The organism is Maribacter orientalis (assembly GCF_900109345.1).
Lineage (GTDB): Bacteria > Bacteroidota > Bacteroidia > Flavobacteriales > Flavobacteriaceae > Maribacter > Maribacter orientalis.
On the sequence record NZ_FNZN01000006.1, the window covers coordinates 63,011 to 80,082 of the forward strand.

General features: G+C 34.5%; 19 protein-coding genes. All 19 read left to right on the forward strand.

Annotation, left to right across the window (positions count from 1 at the left end; genetic code table 11):
- Positions 1-42 precede the first annotated feature (42 nt).
- The 19 genes from BMY56_RS13425 to BMY56_RS13515 all read left to right on the forward strand — a co-directional run bounded on the left by BMY56_RS13425 (position 43) and on the right by BMY56_RS13515 (position 17,071).
- Positions 43-738: an ABC transporter ATP-binding protein gene (locus tag BMY56_RS13425; protein ID WP_091625200.1), complete on the forward strand. Its 696-nt coding sequence runs from the start codon at positions 43-45 to the stop codon at positions 736-738.
- Positions 739-1,069: 331 nt separating this feature from the next.
- Complete coding sequence (gene porW / locus BMY56_RS13430; protein WP_091625203.1) at positions 1,070-3,625, forward strand: type IX secretion system periplasmic lipoprotein PorW/SprE; 2,556 nt, start codon at positions 1,070-1,072, stop codon at positions 3,623-3,625.
- Between the two features lie 3 nt (positions 3,626-3,628).
- Positions 3,629-4,054: a bactofilin family protein gene (locus BMY56_RS13435; protein ID WP_091625205.1), complete on the forward strand. Its 426-nt coding sequence runs from the start codon at positions 3,629-3,631 to the stop codon at positions 4,052-4,054.
- On the forward strand, positions 4,032-4,259 hold the full coding sequence (locus BMY56_RS13440) for an AtpZ/AtpI family protein (protein ID WP_091625208.1): 228 nt from the start codon (positions 4,032-4,034) through the stop codon (positions 4,257-4,259). Before BMY56_RS13435 ends, BMY56_RS13440 begins: the two co-directional genes overlap by 23 nt.
- A gap of 6 nt (positions 4,260-4,265) precedes the next feature.
- Positions 4,266-4,664, forward strand: coding sequence for a DUF6168 family protein (locus BMY56_RS19135; RefSeq protein ID WP_394332504.1), 399 nt, complete (start codon positions 4,266-4,268; stop codon positions 4,662-4,664).
- An 80-nt stretch (positions 4,665-4,744) separates the two neighbouring features.
- Positions 4,745-5,920: a F0F1 ATP synthase subunit A gene (gene atpB, locus BMY56_RS13450; RefSeq protein WP_091625214.1), complete on the forward strand. Its 1,176-nt coding sequence runs from the start codon at positions 4,745-4,747 to the stop codon at positions 5,918-5,920.
- A 38-nt stretch (positions 5,921-5,958) separates the two neighbouring features.
- Complete coding sequence (gene atpE, locus BMY56_RS13455; protein ID WP_036825176.1) at positions 5,959-6,153, forward strand: ATP synthase F0 subunit C; 195 nt, start codon at positions 5,959-5,961, stop codon at positions 6,151-6,153.
- An 88-nt stretch (positions 6,154-6,241) separates the two neighbouring features.
- Positions 6,242-6,742, forward strand: a complete 501-nt coding sequence (locus tag BMY56_RS13460) for a F0F1 ATP synthase subunit B (protein ID WP_091625216.1) — start codon at positions 6,242-6,244, stop codon at positions 6,740-6,742.
- Between the two features lie 8 nt (positions 6,743-6,750).
- Positions 6,751-7,290, forward strand: coding sequence for an ATP synthase F1 subunit delta (gene atpH / locus BMY56_RS13465; protein WP_091625219.1), 540 nt, complete (start codon positions 6,751-6,753; stop codon positions 7,288-7,290).
- Positions 7,291-7,350: 60 nt separating this feature from the next.
- On the forward strand, positions 7,351-8,931 hold the full coding sequence (atpA, locus tag BMY56_RS13470) for a F0F1 ATP synthase subunit alpha (protein WP_091625221.1): 1,581 nt from the start codon (positions 7,351-7,353) through the stop codon (positions 8,929-8,931).
- A gap of 93 nt (positions 8,932-9,024) precedes the next feature.
- Positions 9,025-9,885: an ATP synthase F1 subunit gamma gene (gene atpG / locus BMY56_RS13475; RefSeq protein WP_091625224.1), complete on the forward strand. Its 861-nt coding sequence runs from the start codon at positions 9,025-9,027 to the stop codon at positions 9,883-9,885.
- A 130-nt stretch (positions 9,886-10,015) separates the two neighbouring features.
- Positions 10,016-11,236, forward strand: a complete 1,221-nt coding sequence (locus BMY56_RS13480; protein WP_091625226.1) for a TCR/Tet family MFS transporter — start codon at positions 10,016-10,018, stop codon at positions 11,234-11,236.
- Between the two features lie 69 nt (positions 11,237-11,305).
- A complete protein-coding gene (locus BMY56_RS13485) occupies positions 11,306-12,148 on the forward strand; it encodes an alpha/beta fold hydrolase (RefSeq protein WP_091625229.1) in 843 nt (280 codons plus the stop codon).
- The gene (locus tag BMY56_RS13490) at positions 12,148-12,642 is read left to right on the forward strand and encodes an RNA polymerase sigma factor (protein WP_091625232.1); all 495 of its coding nucleotides are present in this window, start codon (positions 12,148-12,150) and stop codon (positions 12,640-12,642) included. Before BMY56_RS13485 ends, BMY56_RS13490 begins: the two co-directional genes overlap by 1 nt.
- Positions 12,635-13,195, forward strand: coding sequence for a hypothetical protein (locus BMY56_RS13495; protein WP_091625234.1), 561 nt, complete (start codon positions 12,635-12,637; stop codon positions 13,193-13,195). Before BMY56_RS13490 ends, BMY56_RS13495 begins: the two co-directional genes overlap by 8 nt.
- 221 nt (positions 13,196-13,416) lie before the next feature.
- Complete coding sequence (locus tag BMY56_RS13500) at positions 13,417-14,877, forward strand: lipopolysaccharide biosynthesis protein (RefSeq protein WP_091625237.1); 1,461 nt, start codon at positions 13,417-13,419, stop codon at positions 14,875-14,877.
- Positions 14,874-15,308, forward strand: coding sequence for a dUTP diphosphatase (dut, locus tag BMY56_RS13505; RefSeq protein WP_091625239.1), 435 nt, complete (start codon positions 14,874-14,876; stop codon positions 15,306-15,308). The genes BMY56_RS13500 and dut overlap by 4 nt, the downstream gene beginning before the upstream one ends.
- Positions 15,309-15,343: 35 nt before the next feature.
- Entirely contained in the window at positions 15,344-16,285 is a 942-nt protein-coding gene (locus BMY56_RS13510) for a tetratricopeptide repeat protein (protein WP_091625242.1), read from the forward strand.
- Positions 16,286-17,071, forward strand: a complete 786-nt coding sequence (locus tag BMY56_RS13515; protein WP_091625246.1) for a lipoprotein insertase outer membrane protein LolB1 — start codon at positions 16,286-16,288, stop codon at positions 17,069-17,071. It abuts the gene before it with no gap.
- Position 17,072 lies beyond the last annotated feature (1 nt).

Here is a 17,072-nt window from a genome sequence, read left to right on the forward strand (position 1 = left end):
TCAGCTAATTGTTTTTATAATTACAAATTCGAATATTCAGATATGATTACAATAGAAAATTTATCTAAAAAATACGGTTCTCAAATAGTTTTAAATATTGGAGAATTAACAATTCCTACAGGACAAAGTTTTGGTTTAGTGGGTAATAATGGTGCGGGTAAAACGACCCTTTTTAGTCTTCTACTCGATTTAATTCAGCCTACAACGGGTCATATTATTAATAATGAAGTTCAAGTGAACACCAGCGAGGAATGGAAACCATATACTTCCTCTTTTATTGATGAAACGTTTTTGATTGGGTATTTGACTCCCGAAGAGTATTTCTACTTCATTGGTGACTTACGTGGGCAAAACAAAGCAGATGTAGATGCTTTATTGGCTTCTTATCAAGATTTTTTCCATGGAGAGATTTTAGGACAGAAAAAGTACCTAAGAGATTTATCTAAAGGAAACCAGAAAAAAGCGGGTATCGTAGCTTCTTTTATTGGAAATCCTAAAGTGGTTATTTTAGATGAACCTTTCGCTAATTTAGATCCAACTACGCAAATACGTTTAAAGCAAATAATTAAGCAGCTAGCAGAAAAACAAGATGTTACCGTATTGGTTTCTAGTCACGATCTTATTCATGTAACAGAAGTATGTGAACGTATTGTAGTTTTAAATAAGGGAGAGGTAGTAAAGGATATTCAAACTTCTACAGAAACATTAAAAGAATTAGAGGTGTTTTTTGCAGGGTAAATGCATTGATAGGTAAAATAATACTATAGTTCATCGAGAAATCACATTTTCATTCATAAATCAAGAAACCGACCATCTGGTCGGTTTTTTTGTAACATAAAATATTCAAACATCTTTAAATGACGATGAATTTAAAATTGTATCGATTATCGTTAAATATTTTAATTATTAACACTGGTTTAGAATTGAAACAAACTACATAGTCGGTATTTGTGAGATGTGAAAGCCTGTTTTACTGTATAATACTTAAAAATAAAAACACGTTTTACCGATGAACCGTATAATAATATGGCTGTTTTTAAGTTAAACATACATACGTAGATCATCTATTTTGAACCTTAGAAAAAAACTTATTTTATCCGGTGTTTTGGCCAGCATGCTCTTTAATGCATGTTCTACCAAAAAAGATGCCTTAATAAATCGCAAATGGCATGCGTTGAATACCAAATACAACACCTTGTATAACGGTAATATTGCCTTTGAAGAAGGCCGTAACACCTTAAATGACACCTACCAAGACGATTATTTTGAAGTTTTGCCGGTAGAACGTTTACAAGTCAGCGGAGAGATAAAACTTGATTCAGAAGACAATAACCCTAATTTTCTTATTGCAGAAGAAAAAGCTACTAAGGCCATTCAGCGCCATAGTATGGATATTAAGGATGAGGAACGAAACCCTGAAATAGATGAAGCTTTTCTTCTCTTAGGTAAAGCACGTTATTTTGACGAGCGTTATATTCCTGCATTAGAATCATTTAATTACATCTTAAATAAATATTCAGAAAGCGATAAACTAAACGAAGCCAATATTTGGCGAGAAAAAGTGAACATCCGTTTAGAAAATGAAGATTTAGCAATAAAAAATCTTAAACGTTTAATGAAGTTCGAGCAATTAAAGGATCAAGAGTATGCTGATGCAAGAGCGATGATGGCTCAAGCTTTTATTAATCTTAATGCGCCAGATACAGCAGTTCAAAACCTAAAAATCGCATCGCATTACACTAAAAAGAATCCTGAAAAGGGAAGGTATTACTATATCATTGGGCAGCTTTATAATCAATTAGGCTATAAAGACAGCGCTAATTATGCATTTGATAAGGTCATTGATTTAAATAGGAAATCGCCAAGAGTCTACATGATTAATGCTGAGATTCAAAAATTAAGGAATACCAAAATTACAAACGAGAACAAGGAAGAGGTTTTAGAGTACTTGACTGAAATGGAATTGAATAGGGAGAATAGACCCTTTTTAGATAATATTTTCAGACAGTTGGCAGAATTTCATTTAGAGCAAGAATCAGATAGTTTGGCGTTGGTTTATTTCAATAAATCGCTTAGGGCTACACAGAATAAACCAAAATTGAATGCCCTCAATTATGAGAATTTGGCTGAGTATAATTTTGATGAAAGTATTTACAAGTCGGCAGGGGCATATTATGATAGTGTACTTACCAATCTTGATGATAATACAAAAAAGTTCCGTTCCGTTAAAAGGAAACGTGATAACTTGGAAGATGTAATAAAATATGAAGATATTGTTCAATATGCAGATAGTGTCATAACACTATATAAAATGCCTAAAGATGAGCAATTGGCTTATTTTGGAAAGTATATTGAAAACTTGCAGAAAGAGAAAGAAGCAGCCGAGAAAAAGGAAAAAGATAGAATTACTGATGGTTTCGCCGCCTTTAATAAAAGTAAGGGGGGTAAGGAAAATAAAGGGAAGTTCTACTTTTATAATATTACCAGTTTAGGCTACGGACAAAACGATTTTAAGAATAAATGGGGTAACCGTGAGTTAACTGATGATTGGCGTTGGTCAGACAAATCTAGAGTGAATGTTATAGATGATATTGCCCAAAATACCACTGGCATAACTGATAGTTTACGTACGATTGGCGATGACGAAAAATTTTCTCTCGAATATTATATGGATCGCTTACCAACTGATGTAACGGTAATCGATAGCCTAAAGACGGAGCGTAATTTTGCTAATTATCAATTAGGATTGATTTATAAAGAGAAGTTTAACGAAAATTTATTGGCAGCAGGTAAGCTAGAAGATGTGTTATCTTCGAATGCCGAAGAACGATTGATTCTACCCTCTAAATACAATCTATATAAGATTTATGAAGAGGTCGACAGTCCGTTAAAAAATGCAATGAAGAATGATATCATTACAAATCATTCAGATTCTAGGTATGCTGAGATTTTATTGAATCCGCAAGCGGTATTGGCCGATAATTCCGATAGTCCTGAAAAGCGATATGAAAATTTATTCAAAAAATTTAAGGACCAGCAATTTTTACAGGTGATTACAGGCGCCGAGGAGAACATCAATAGATTTACAGGAGATCCAATTGTTCCTAAGTTTGAAATGTTGAAGGCAAATGCCATTGGTAGGCTTCAGGGTTTCGAACTGTTTAAAGAAGCACTTAATTATGTTGCATTAACGTATCCGAATAATCCGGAAGGCAAAAAGGCAGAGCAAATGGTAGCGGAGCAGTTACCTAAATTAGAGCCTAAAGAATTTTCTCCAGAAACAGATTCTAAAGGAACATCTAATTGGAAAGTAGTTTTTCCTTTCAAAAGAAACAATAACGAAAAGGCTTTAAAATTGATGGAATTATTAGAAAAGTCCATCGAGGATCTTCGTTATAAAAACAGCGTTTCTAAAGATATTTACAATCTTGAAGATCAGTTTGTGGTAGTACATGGCTTTAAATCAAAAGATTTTGCACTTGGCTATGCTGAGCTTCTAAAAAACAATAAGGATTACCGAGTTGCTGATGAGAATTTTGTAGTTTTATCCGAGAACTATAAGATTATACAGGTACATAAGAATATAATCGATTATAGAAATACGCTTTTAACCCCAAAACCGTGAACAATGTTTTCAGACAGACAAAAACCTAAGGCTATGAATGAAATAGGAGGACAACCCAACAGAATTGAAAAGAATACCAAGATAAAAGGAGATATAATTTCCGAAGCAGATTTTCGTATCGATGGTAAATTAGATGGAAATGTAAAAACATCTGGTAAAGTAGTTATTGGTAAAGATGGCTATATACATGGTAAAGTAGAATGTGTCAATGCAGATATTGAAGGTAGCTTCAATGGTGAGCTTTTAGTATCTGACCTATTATCTTTAAAGGCATCTGCAGTTATCGAAGGTACGGTAACCGTTAGTAAATTAGCTGTTGAACCAGGTGCGACCTTCAACGCTTCATGTACAATGGGTGGTAAGAAAGGCTCGGGCAACACAGCAGGATTTAAATCATCAAACAGTAATGAAACCGCAAAAGCCTCGTGATGACAAGTCCGAACTTTTAAGAACAGCTGCTAGCTTATCAGGTATTGCCATTCAAATGGGTGCTACGATTTTCTTGGGCAATCTTTTAGGGGAATGGTTAGATGTTAAGTTCGAAAAAACATATTTAGAAGATACAGTTACTTTACTTGCCGTATTTTTGTCCATATATCTGGTCATTAAAAAAGTAATGACCTTAAATAAATAAGGACAATTGCTTAAAAATATTCTCATAATAATAGTCGTGTTCCTTTTCGTGGGCACGACTTCTTATTTTTCCCATCTTTTTCTTTTAGAGGAAGAACATCAATTGTTTATTCCACTTCTTAAGAAAGCATATCTATTTCATTTTAGTTTTTCCCTTATTTTACTACTAACGTTTGTCATTCTTGCTCAATATGATAAGTATTTTGTGCAATTAGGATTTATATATATGGGACTGTTGGTTTTTAAGATTGTGGTTTTCGCAGTCCTCTTTTATCCACAACTTTTAGGAGAGAATTTGTTGTCCAGTTTTTACAGGGCTTCTCTATTAATTCCTGTTATTGTATTTTTGCTGCTTGAAGTGATTTTCATTTCAAAAATAATGCGAGGCAAAAAAGCTAAAATTTAAAGCTCTAAATTTGCGTAGATTAGGTTAATATAACTACTTTTGCGCAAAATTTCAAGAGCTTAATTTTTGAAAAAGATATAATGAAGAAAGTTTCAGAAACATTGAAAACGGCAGCACTACTTTTCGTAATATGTTTTTCCTTACAAGGATTTGCATCGTCTGACGAGGATCAAAACCTTTCGGTAGACACTAAAGATGAGGTAGATGCTTACATTACGCATCACATTAAAGATGCTCATGACTTTCATTTATTTTCGTATACCTCTAATGGTGAGCGTAAACATGTTGGTTTCCCATTACCTGTAATCGTATGGTCAAGTAATGGTCTTGCAACGTTTATGTCTTCTGCTTTTCATCATGATGATGATGGTAAGGTAGTCGTTGAGCGTAATGGTTCAAGTTTTGTAAAACTTCACAGTAAGATTTATGAATTGGAGGCTGGTGCTTCTCAAGTTGAATTCGACGAAACACATCACGCTACAAATGCACATAAAGTATTAGATTTTTCTATTACTAAAAGTGTAATGGGTATCTTATTGGTGGGTCTTTTTATGTTGATTGTTTTTAGTTCTTTGGCAAAACAGTATACAAGCAAGAAAGTGCCAACTGGTTTTGGTCGAGTTTTAGAACCATTGGTTATATATGTTAGAGATGAAATTGCACGTCCAAATATTGGGGAGAAGAAATATAGAAAATTCACTGGTTACCTGTTAACGGTATTCTTTTTTATCTGGATTTTGAACTTATTAGGATTAACGCCTTTTGGATTTAATGTAACAGGACAACTTGCAGTAACGGCTGCTTTGGCAATCTTTACCTTAATTATATATACCGTTAGTGGAAATAAAGATTATTGGATGCACATACTTTGGATGCCTGGAGTACCTGTATTGATTAGGCCAGTTTTGGCTATTATTGAATTAGCGGGAGCATTTATTATAAAGCCATTTTCATTGTTGGTGCGTTTGTTTGCAAACATTTCAGCAGGACATATTGTAGTGATGAGTTTAATTGCAATTATGTTCACCTTAAAAAATAGTTTAGGTGTTGTTGGCGCAACAGGTCTTTCTTTAGTGTTATCATTTTTCATCACTTTAATTGAAGTATTGGTTGCGTTCTTACAGGCATACATATTTACCATGTTATCGGCATTATTTATAGGCATGGCAGTTGCAGAGCACGATCATGAACATGAGCATGATGCGCAAGGTCATGAATTGCCAGATACCGAAGATGTAAGAGGAGATTTTATTTAACGAGAGTTTTTTTAATTTAATTATATAAATCAATTAGTATGGTAACTTACAATTTAATCGGAGCAGGTTTAATCGTAATCGGAGCAGGTATTGGACTTGGTCAAATCGGTGGTAAAGCAATGGAAGGTATTGCTCGTCAGCCAGAAGCGACAGGTAAAATTCAAACTGCGATGATTATTATCGCTGCACTTTTGGAAGGTTTGGCATTCGGTGCATTGTTCTTAGGAAAATAAGAACACAAAAACCAAAAAACATTTTCCTGTAACGGTTGGTTGCAGGAAATGTTTTTAATTATTGATTTAGTATTTAAAAAATTAGGATATGGAAGTTTTAATTAACGATTTTTCACCAGGTTTGTTCGTTGTACAGACCATACTATTACTAGGTTTGATTTTCTTATTGGTAAAATTTGCATGGAAGCCAATATTAACTTCTTTGAATGAAAGAGAGTCTGGAATTAAAGATGCTTTGGCCGCTGCTGATAAAGCTCGTACTGATATGCAAAATTTGCAGGCAGACAATGAAAAAATGCTTCAAGAGGCACGTGCTGAGCGTGAGTCTATGTTAAAAGAAGCGCGTGAAATCAAAGAAAAAATGATTTCTGATTCTAAAGAACTAGCTAAAGTAGAAGGTGATAAAATGTTAAAACAGGCACAAGTGGCAATAGAAAGTGAAAAGAAAGCAGCTGTGGCAGACATTAAAAATCAAGTGGCAGAATTATCTGTTGCTATTGCTGAGAAGGTCATAAAAGAAGAGTTGTCTAGTAGCGAAAAGCAATTGAAGTTAGTAGATTCATTGTTGAGCGATTTAAAACTTAACTAAGGTATATAATGAGCGAATCAAGAGCAGCATTACGTTATGCAAAGGCAATATTGGATATGGCCAAGGAAAAGAAAGCCTTGACTGCTGTTGAAAAAGACATGCGTTCAATCACAGCTACTATTTCCGATAGTAAAGAGTTGAGAGATGTTCTTGCTAGTCCCGTAGTATCTGGTGTTTCTAAAAGGAATGCACTAGCAGAAATCTTTATGGGTAGCGATGCTATAACAGAGGGTTCAATTAGTATGTTAGTTGATAACAAGCGTATTGGAATGCTGAACGAGGTAGCATTAAAATATATTATTCTTAATGAGCAATTGAAAGGAAAAGGCGTAGCTTACGTAACTACTGCAGTACCTTTAAATGCTGAAATGGAGAAAAAGGTATTAAAGCAAGTTGCTACTATTACTGGTGACGAAGTAACCATTGAGAATAAAATTGATGAAAGCATCATAGGTGGATTCATTTTAAGAATAGGTGATTTACAATATGATGCGAGTATCGCCAATAAGCTAAATAATATTAAAAGAGAATTTTCGAATAGTCTATAATAACTATATAAGGCTAAGGATGTTTTCATCCACCGCCTAATATCTTATATCTAATTAAAAATGGCAGGAGTAAAAGCCGCTGAAGTATCAGCAATTTTAAAGAAACAATTATCAGGATTTGATGCTACCGCTACTTTAGACGAAGTAGGTACTGTTTTACAGGTAGGTGATGGTATCGCAAGAATCTACGGACTGGCCAATGCCCAATATGGGGAATTAGTCGAGTTCGAAGGTGGACTTGAAGGTATTGTATTGAACCTTGAAGAAGATAACGTTGGTGTCGTTCTTTTAGGACCTTCTAAATCAGTTGGCGAAGGCGATACTGTTAAACGTACGCAACGAATTGCATCTATTAAAGTTGGTGAAGGAATTGTTGGTCGTGTGGTTGATACCTTAGGTAACCCAATCGATGGTAAAGGACCTATTGCCGGCAAGACCTACGAAATGCCATTGGAGCGTAAAGCACCAGGAGTTATTTTTAGAGAACCTGTTACTGAGCCAATGCAATCTGGTATTAAAGCTATCGATGCTATGATTCCGGTGGGTAGAGGACAACGTGAACTTGTAATTGGTGACCGCCAAACTGGAAAGACTACAGTTTGTATCGATACCATTTTAAATCAAAAAGAATTTTACGATGCAGGTGAGCCTGTTTTTTGTATCTATGTTGCCATTGGTCAGAAAGCTTCAACTGTTGCCGGTATTGCACAAGTATTGGAAGATAAAGGAGCTATGGCCTATACGACTATCGTAGCGGCTAATGCGTCTGACCCTGCTCCAATGCAGGTATATGCTCCTTTTGCAGGTGCTTCTATCGGGGAATATTTCCGTGATACGGGTCGTCCAGCATTAATTATATATGATGATTTATCAAAACAAGCGGTAGCATACCGTGAGGTGTCTCTTTTGTTAAGAAGACCACCAGGACGTGAGGCTTACCCAGGTGACGTTTTCTACCTACACTCTAGATTATTGGAGCGTGCGGCAAAAGTCATTAATAATGATGCCATTGCAAGAGAAATGAACGATTTGCCAGAAGTGTTAAAGCCAATGGTAAAAGGTGGTGGTTCTTTAACTGCATTGCCTATTATTGAAACGCAAGCAGGTGACGTTTCCGCTTATATCCCAACCAACGTAATTTCTATTACTGATGGTCAAATATTCTTAGAGCAAGATTTATTCAACCAAGGTGTTAGACCAGCAATTAACGTAGGTATTTCTGTATCTCGTGTTGGTGGTAACGCACAGATTAAATCAATGAAGAAAGTTGCAGGTACGTTGAAATTAGATCAAGCACAGTTCCGTGAGCTAGAAGCGTTCGCAAAATTTGGTTCTGATTTAGATGCTGCTACTTTGAATGTAATTGAAAAAGGACGTAGAAACGTTGAAATATTAAAGCAAGCTCAAAACGATCCTTTTACTGTTGAAGATCAAGTTGCAATTATCTATGCAGGTTCTAAAAACTTATTAAGAGATGTGCCAGTAGAGAAAGTAAAAGAATTCGAACGTGATTACTTAGAATTTCTTAATGCAAAGCATAGAGATGTTTTAGATACGTTGAAGGCTGGTAAACTTACTGATGAGGTTACAGATACGTTAACTGCGGTATGTAAAGATCTTTCTGCTAAATATAAAAAATAAACCTAGTACATTGTACTGAGTAAAAAGTACAAAGTGTTTTGCTTAACAATGTTGAACAATATGCTTTGTACTTATTACTAAATACTCTAAAGTATGGCTAACTTAAAGGAAATACGGAATAGGATTTCATCGGTTTCATCAACGATGCAGATTACCAGCGCCATGAAAATGGTTTCTGCTGCAAAATTGAAGAAGGCACAAGATGCCATTACGGCTATGAGACCTTATGCCGATAAACTAACCGAATTACTTCAAAATTTAAGTGCCAGTTTAGAGGGAGATTCAGGTAGTGTATATGCCGATAATCGTATGATAAAAAAGGTTTTAATTGTTTCCATAACTTCAAATAGAGGTCTTTGTGGTGCTTTTAATACCAATATTTTAAAGCAATCGGTTAATCTTGCCGAAAATGTACATGCCGGTAAGGAAGTAGATTTTATTGCTGTTGGTAAAAAAGCAAATGACTTTTTAGGAAAACGTTTTAAAGTTATTGCTAATCACAGTGGTGTGTATGATGACTTAACGTTTGATAATGTTGCTGATATTGCAGAAAGTTTAATGCTACTTTTTACAAACGGAGCCTATGACCGTATTGAAATTGTATATAACAAATTCAAAAATGCAGCTACCCAAATTGTAATGACAGAGCAGTTTTTACCGATTGTTCCGTTAGAAGTCGAAGGTAATGTGAGCGCAGATTATACGTTTGAGCCTTCAAAAGTTGAAATCATAGAACAATTGATTCCAAAATCTTTAAAGACACAATTATATAAAGGCATTAGAGATTCGTTTGCTAGTGAACACGGTGCACGTATGACAGCTATGCATAAGGCAACTGATAACGCTACTGAAATGCGTGATCAATTGAAATTAAAATATAACAAAGCAAGACAAGCTTCTATTACTAATGAAATCTTAGAAATTGTAGGCGGTGCAGAAGCATTGAATAATTAAGAGTTATTTCGTGTTTAGAAATTAAATTTTTAATTATAAAGTATTCTAATATGTAAAACCCCACATTCATGTGGGGTTTTATTTTTTATGGGTTTTAGATTCCTTTTTTTATCCGACTTTTACCTTGACCATGAAATCCAATAAAACAGCCTTACTTTTCATTTTCATTACCATTCTAGTTGATGTAATCGGCATCGGTATAATACTTCCTATTATTCCTGATTTGATTATGGAATTGACAGGTGAAGGTAATCACATGGCAATTATCTACGGAATGTGGTTAACAACGGCGTTTGCTGGCATGCAATTTTTGTTTTCACCAGTTTTAGGTGAGATTTCAGATAAATTTGGTAGACGTCCTATATTACTTCTTGCGCTTTTAGGCTTGAGTGTTGACTATATGATACATGCATGGGCCCCAACCATAGCTTGGTTGTTTTTAGGAAGATTTTTGGCAGGTATCACAGGAGCAAGTTTTACAGTTGCATCAGCTTATATAGCAGATGTCAGTACTAAGGAAAATAAAGCTAAGAACTTCGGATTAATAGGAGCTGCTTTTGGAGTAGGATTTATTATCGGACCTGGTATTGGTGGCTTTTTTGGAGAAATTGATATTAGATTACCTTTTTATATAGCAGCAGGACTAACATTTGCGAACTTTTTATTCGGTTATTTCTTTGTTCCAGAATCTTTGGCTCCAGAAAATAGAAGAGAAATTAATTTCACGAAAATGATTCCTGGTGTTTCTTTAGTGGCGTTACGTAATTATAAAGGTTTATTATTATTGATTTCTGCTTTCTTTTTGGCGAATCTTGCAGGTCAAGCATTGCCTTCCACTTGGTCATATTATGGTATAGAGCGATATAAATGGAATCCGAGTCAAATTGGCGTATCACTTATGGTCGTTGGTCTTCTTGTGGCTATTGTACAAGGGTTTTTAGTGGGTGTTTTGGTAAGGAAATTTGGTAAACGAAAAATCATTATTTATGGGTTTATGCTGTGGACGGTAGGAATGTTCCTTTTTTCCCTAGCTTCTGAACCTTGGATGCTGTATGCCTTCTTAATTCCATATGCATTAGGCGGTATAGCTGGCCCAACTGTACAAGGGGTAATCTCTAATCAGGTATCTGAAAAAGAACAGGGAATTTTGCAAGGCTCTATTACAGGGTTGGTAAGTATTACTGCCATTTTAGGGCAATTCATTTTTGCACCTGTATTTTATTATTTTATACGTCCAGAGACTTCTATTTATTTTCCAGGCGCTCCGTATGCATTAGCCTCTTTATTCTTGTTAGCGGCTTTTATATTGGCATTCACAGCTATAAAACGGATGGCTGTTGAGCCAGAATAATTTTTTTATTTAAAATGTAACATTTTTTGATTCTTGAATCTAAAGGGTAAATAACATAAAACTCTTACGATGAAAACAATTAAAAAACTAATGGCCATTTTACTGATTATAACTTCTTTTTCTGTCAATGCTCAAGACCAACCTTTTAAGGTAGAAGTTATTGGAAAAGGTGAACCAATTTTGTTATTTCCTGGCTTCACATGTACGGGTGATGTTTGGAATGATACTGTTACTGAATTATCACAAGACTATCAATGTCACGTTTTTACTTTTGCTGGCTTTGGAGATGTTCCTTCAATTCAAAAACCTTGGCTCCCAAAAATTAAAGAAGGAATTCTCTCCTATATTGCTGAAAAGCAATTAAAGAATCCGATAGTAATTGGTCATAGTTTAGGTGGGGCTTTGGCACTATGGATGGCCACTGAAAGCAATTCTTATAAAAAACTGATTATCGTAGATGCATTGTCATCAACAGGTGCTTTAATGATGCCAAATTTTAATAGCGAATATATGGTTTATGATTCTCCATATAACAAGCAATTGTTGGAAATGAATACTACAGATTTTGAAGCAATGGCACTACAAATGGTAACAGGGATGACCAAGGATACATCAAAACAAGAAATAATAAAAGATTGGATGCTTCAAGCAGATAGAGAAACGTACGTTTATGGGTATACCGATTTATTGAAGCTTGATTTACGTGAAGATTTGTCTAAAATAAAAGTACCTGTTACCATATTGGCCGCAACTGAACCTTACGGTTATGATACGGTAAAAGCCACTTATGAAACACAATATAAAGAACTCGATGAATATGACATCAAATTCGCTGAAGGCTCGGCCCACTTTATCATGTACGATCAACCATTATGGTTTATGGACAACCTTTTAAATTCATTACCTAAATAATGATATCGAAAGAAGAAAAATACAAGAAAATATATCAAGACAATTATAGTAAAGTTGCTCGTCTTTGCATGGGTTACACTGGAGGTAACGAAACACTTGCCAAAGACTTAACTCAAGACACCTTTATTAAGGTATGGCAGCATCTAGATAGTTTTAGAAATGAAAGCGGTATTGGTACATGGATTTTTAGAATATGTGTGAATACTTGTTTGGCGGAAATTCGAAAGGAACGAAAAAGCCCGAAAAGCATACAAATTGAAAATGTTCAACTAGCCGATTCCACTTCCAATAGTACTGATAGAGAAGATGTGTTACTTCAACTATATCAATGCATTAATAAATTAACGAGTACCAATAAGGCAATCATCCTACTTGAACTAGAAGGATTACCACAAATAGAGATTTCTGAGATTATAGGAATTAAGCATGAAGCGATTCGTACTCGTATACATAGAATAAAAACTCAACTTACCAAATGTGCAAACAATGAATAATTTTGAAGATTTACAAAATAAGTGGAAGAGCCAGTCTGGTGTATCAGCCACAGAAAATGGATTTGAATCACTTTTAAAAAGTGTAAAATCAATAGAGAAAAAACAAAAAATTGGCAACGTGGTGTTGTCAAGTACTATCATTGTACTCGTATTTTTTGCTATATATGTTTCAGGGTATAAGAATACTATCTTTTTACTAGGAATAAGTTTAATGGTAGGAAGTTTACTATTTAGAATTGCTTTTGAATTATATAGCTTGCAGAAGTCGAAGAAATTAAATTTTATAAACGACTATAAGACATTTAAAGAAGATTTAACCAATTATTTTAGTTTCAGAAAGATTGTTCATTTTATAATTACACCTTTATCAATAGTAGTTTATGCTGTTGGGTTTATTGTGCTGTTGCCATTATTTAAAGCTACACTATCTCATGGCTTTTATATTTATATTTTGGTTTCATCAATAGTGCTACTCCTAATATTCTCAGTATTTATTTATAAACAGATTAAAAACGAGCTCTTTAAATTAAATCATTTATTGACAACCGACTAGTCTTGCTAGCACAATAAATTACCATCTGTATCTTCACAAACGCTTATATATAGCTAGAGCTGGGCTTTGCGGTTTTGATGTATTTAGAAAATAATTAAATAAAATATATAATGATTATGGATATAAAATAGATACAACCACTAATTTATAAGTGTGTTACTAAAAACTAACTTTGTAAACAGGGTTTTAATAGGTACATTTATTGCTTCAATTTAAGGTGCTTGAATCCACTCAAAAAACTTTTTAAACAAACTGCTATTTATGGCTTGGCAACTGTCTTGCCAAGGATGATTTCGTTTTTGTTGGTACCTATTTACACAGAAGTAATGGCACCAGGAAAATACGGTGAAGTAACCCTTATTTTTTCATGGTTCGCCATTTTCAATGTGTTTCTTGCCTATGGCATGGAAACTGCATTTTTCCGATTTTATAAAGAAGCAGATAACCGTAAAAAAGTAGTGAGCACCTCATTACTTTCTATAATGGGCTCAACATTTCTATTGATGTTGATAGGAATTCTTTTTAAAGAAAAACTATCAAACGCATTGAATATAGATTTGCCTTTCATGAATTATGTGTTGGGTATTTTAGCATTAGATGCACTAGCAATTATCCCGTTTGCATGGTTGAGGGCTAACGAGAAACCAATGCGATATGCTATTGTTAAAATACTTAATGTTTCACTTAATCTAGGGCTTACCCTCTTTTTCTTAATTCTACTACCTAAAATAGCCGATGGAACTGCTTCTGGATTTCTGAATTCGATTTACAAACCTGACTATGAAATACCTTATATTTTAATAGCCAACCTAATAGCTAGTGGCATTACGTTACTTCTTATGATTAGGGTTTATATACGTCGACCATATGTCTTTGATGCCATTTTATGGAAAAGAATGGTAAGATACGCAATGCCTGTTATGGTTGCTGGTGTTGCCTTTACGATTAATGAGGTATTTGACCGTTATTTACTTTCAGAATTATTACCTGTAGATATTGCAAAAAGCGAAATGGGTAAGTATTCCGCCTGTTATAAGCTAGCGCTGTTCATGACCTTATTTGCTACGGCTTTCCGAATGGGAATTGAGCCATTTTTCTTCAGTCACTCTGACACTAAAAATCCGCAAAAGGCGTATGCTCAAATTACCAATTATTTTGTGGTTTTGGGTAGTATTATTTTGGTTGCCGTAGTTGTTTTCTCCGACGTGCTTAAACAACTTTTAGTATTAAACGAGGCGTATTGGGAGGCGATGCCAATTGTACCTTTGATAGTATTGGCAAGTTTTTTCTTAGGAATATACCACAATCTATCAGTTTGGTACAAAGTAACTGATAAAACGATTTATGGTGCTTATATATCAATGATCGGAGCCGTTATTACAATAATCATCAATTTTGTTTTTATACCGTACTTTGGGTATATGGCATCAGCTGTAGCTACCGTTTCTGCATATGGTACCATGATGTTATTGTCATTTTATTTCGGACGCATGTATTATCCTATTCCGTATAACTTCAGAAAAATTAGCTTTTATTTAGTAGTGTCTATCTTGTTTTCCATCCTTTCATTTTACATTTTTGATAGAAATCTTTTCGTAGGCATACCATTGTTATTATTGTTCTTAGGTTTGGTTTACAAACTGGAATTTGACAACTTAAAAAAATTATATTTAAACAGATGAACATAAAAATTATTAATAAGTCTAATCATGATTTGCCGAACTATGAAACTGGTGCATCTGCCGGTATGGACTTAAGAGCAAATCTTACAGAATCTATTATTTTGCAGCCTTTGGGAAGAGCAATTATACCGACAGGTCTTTTTATAGAGCTTCCGTTAGGCATAGAAGCTCAGGTGCGTCCAAGAAGTGGTCTTGCAGCTAAAAAAGGAATTACTGTACTAAATGCACCTGGCACGATTGATGCAGATTATAGGGGAGAGGTAGGTGTCATTTTGGTTAACTTATCCAACGAACCTTTTACTATTGAAAATGGTGAACGCATTGCCCAAATGGTGATTGCTAAACATGAAAGGGCAGAATGGAGCCTAGTAGATTCGTTATCTGAAACTGCAAGAGGAGAAGGTGGTTTTGGAAGCACTGGTGTCAAATAGGTTGTTTAACACATAATTATACGTTTAAGGGTTATATGAAGAAGTTGTTCTTTTTGGTGATTGGAATTAGTGGATTTTTTTCACTGACGACAATCTATGCTCAAGAAGAACGAGAGATAGAAGTCGAACAAAGTGCTGAAGTCTTTTTAGAAGAGTATTCCGATGCTTTTCAAGAGAATTTTTTCGAGGGATTGAAGCAAATGGGAATTCGGAATTATGACCGTGCGATAACTTACTTTTTAGAATGTAAACGTCTTCAGCCAGAAAATACGGTGGTCTCTTTTGAGTTGGCAAAATTTCACCTTTATAACAAACAATTTGAAGTAGCTCAAGAATATGCAATAGAGGCTTTGCAAGGTGAACCAGAAAATTACTGGTACGCGGAAATATTAATAAATATAGTTGAAGCTAGAAAATCTGTCTTAGAAGATATCAAAGATGAATTACCCTTTAATAATTCTGAGTTGAAAAGTAATATAGCAGAGATTTATTTTTTGAAGGGGGATTATGTAACCGCCAAATCTATTTTAAAGGAATTAAAGTCAACTAAATCTACCGAACGACTAGAGCAACGAATAAAAGATTCGCTCGAATTACAAAAGGAAAAGATTTCATCAAAAGCTGTACTCAGCAAGAAAGTTTCTAATGAAGATTTGAATGGAGTAGAAGAATACAAGTCGAAAATAAATGAGTTGCTTATAGCTAATCTTGATACGGTTAAATTATTATCTACCTCAGAAGAGGCTATGGAAAATTTTCCTTCACAGCCATTTTTTTATTATGCGAACGGCACTGCCTTAAACCGTTTACAAAAATACAACGATGCTATAGAGATTTTGGAAACCTCTTTAGATTACTTGATTGATGATATTGTTTTAGAAAATAAAATTTATAAGGAATTAGCCAATGCGTATACCGCAATCAACAATACGATAAAGGCAAATATGTACCTTAGTAGAATAAAACCTGGTTTTTAGATGATGAAGTTTTTGAGAGGGATTACTATGAAACAGGCATTATTGATGTTGTCAATAGTGCTAATGGCTTCTTGTAAAAGTACAAAGGTCGTTACTGGTGGAACTGTAGATGAGAAATTATCGGCAAAATCTGTGATAAAAGCGCATTATCAAAATCAGGCTAACTTTAAAACCTTGAATGGTAAGGTGAGAATCAGTTATTCTGACGGAGAATCTTCTCAAAATGTTTCGGTTAGTATACGAATGGAAAAAGACAAGGCCATTTGGATGAGCGCCCCTTTGGGTATCGTTAAAGCGTATATTACACCCGACCGTGTTTCGTTTTACAACAAACTACAAAATGAATATTTTGATGGAGATTTCTCCTATTTAAGTGAATTATTGGGTACCGAGGTTGATTTCTCAATTTTGCAGAACCTGCTAACCGGTCAGGCTATAGTTGATTTGAGACAAGAAAAATATGGTATTGATCTATTTGAAGAATCATACAGACTAACTCCTAAGTTGCCAGGAACGTTATATAAAACTTTATTTAGGATTGAGCCAAAAAATTATAAAATGGCTCTTCAGCAACTTTCTCAACCTCTAAAAAACAGGTTATTAGAGATATCGTATGAGAATTATCAAATCTTGAATAAAGAGATACTTCCAAATGAAATAAAAATTAGGGCGATTACGAAAGACAACGAGAATAATATAGCCCTAGAATTTAGGAATATTGAATTAAATGGCGCAGTTAATTTCCCGTATTCCATACCAAAAGGATTTAAAGAAATAGAGCTATAAA

What these genes read in the sequence shown, in the direction of transcription:
- atpB (WP_091625214.1), top strand. Translation starts at nt 4,745, where the DNA reads ATGAAGAAAGTTTCAGAAACATTGAAAACGGCAGCACTACTTTTCGTA.
- BMY56_RS13515 (WP_091625246.1), top strand. Translation starts at nt 16,286, where the DNA reads ATGATGAAGTTTTTGAGAGGGATTACTATGAAACAGGCATTATTGATG.
- BMY56_RS13440 (WP_091625208.1), top strand. Translation starts at nt 4,032, where the DNA reads ATGAAACCGCAAAAGCCTCGTGATGACAAGTCCGAACTTTTAAGAACA.
- BMY56_RS13435 (WP_091625205.1), top strand. Translation starts at nt 3,629, where the DNA reads ATGTTTTCAGACAGACAAAAACCTAAGGCTATGAATGAAATAGGAGGA.
- BMY56_RS13490 (WP_091625232.1), top strand. Translation starts at nt 12,148, where the DNA reads ATGATATCGAAAGAAGAAAAATACAAGAAAATATATCAAGACAATTAT.
- atpH (WP_091625219.1), top strand. Translation starts at nt 6,751, where the DNA reads ATGAGCGAATCAAGAGCAGCATTACGTTATGCAAAGGCAATATTGGAT.
- atpG (WP_091625224.1), top strand. Translation starts at nt 9,025, where the DNA reads ATGGCTAACTTAAAGGAAATACGGAATAGGATTTCATCGGTTTCATCA.
- atpA (WP_091625221.1), top strand. Translation starts at nt 7,351, where the DNA reads ATGGCAGGAGTAAAAGCCGCTGAAGTATCAGCAATTTTAAAGAAACAA.
- BMY56_RS13480 (WP_091625226.1), top strand. Translation starts at nt 10,016, where the DNA reads ATGAAATCCAATAAAACAGCCTTACTTTTCATTTTCATTACCATTCTA.
- atpE (WP_036825176.1), top strand. Translation starts at nt 5,959, where the DNA reads ATGGTAACTTACAATTTAATCGGAGCAGGTTTAATCGTAATCGGAGCA.
- dut (WP_091625239.1), top strand. Translation starts at nt 14,874, where the DNA reads ATGAACATAAAAATTATTAATAAGTCTAATCATGATTTGCCGAACTAT.
- BMY56_RS13510 (WP_091625242.1), top strand. Translation starts at nt 15,344, where the DNA reads ATGAAGAAGTTGTTCTTTTTGGTGATTGGAATTAGTGGATTTTTTTCA.
- BMY56_RS13485 (WP_091625229.1), top strand. Translation starts at nt 11,306, where the DNA reads ATGAAAACAATTAAAAAACTAATGGCCATTTTACTGATTATAACTTCT.
- BMY56_RS13460 (WP_091625216.1), top strand. Translation starts at nt 6,242, where the DNA reads ATGGAAGTTTTAATTAACGATTTTTCACCAGGTTTGTTCGTTGTACAG.
- BMY56_RS13495 (WP_091625234.1), top strand. Translation starts at nt 12,635, where the DNA reads ATGAATAATTTTGAAGATTTACAAAATAAGTGGAAGAGCCAGTCTGGT.
- BMY56_RS13425 (WP_091625200.1), top strand. Translation starts at nt 43, where the DNA reads ATGATTACAATAGAAAATTTATCTAAAAAATACGGTTCTCAAATAGTT.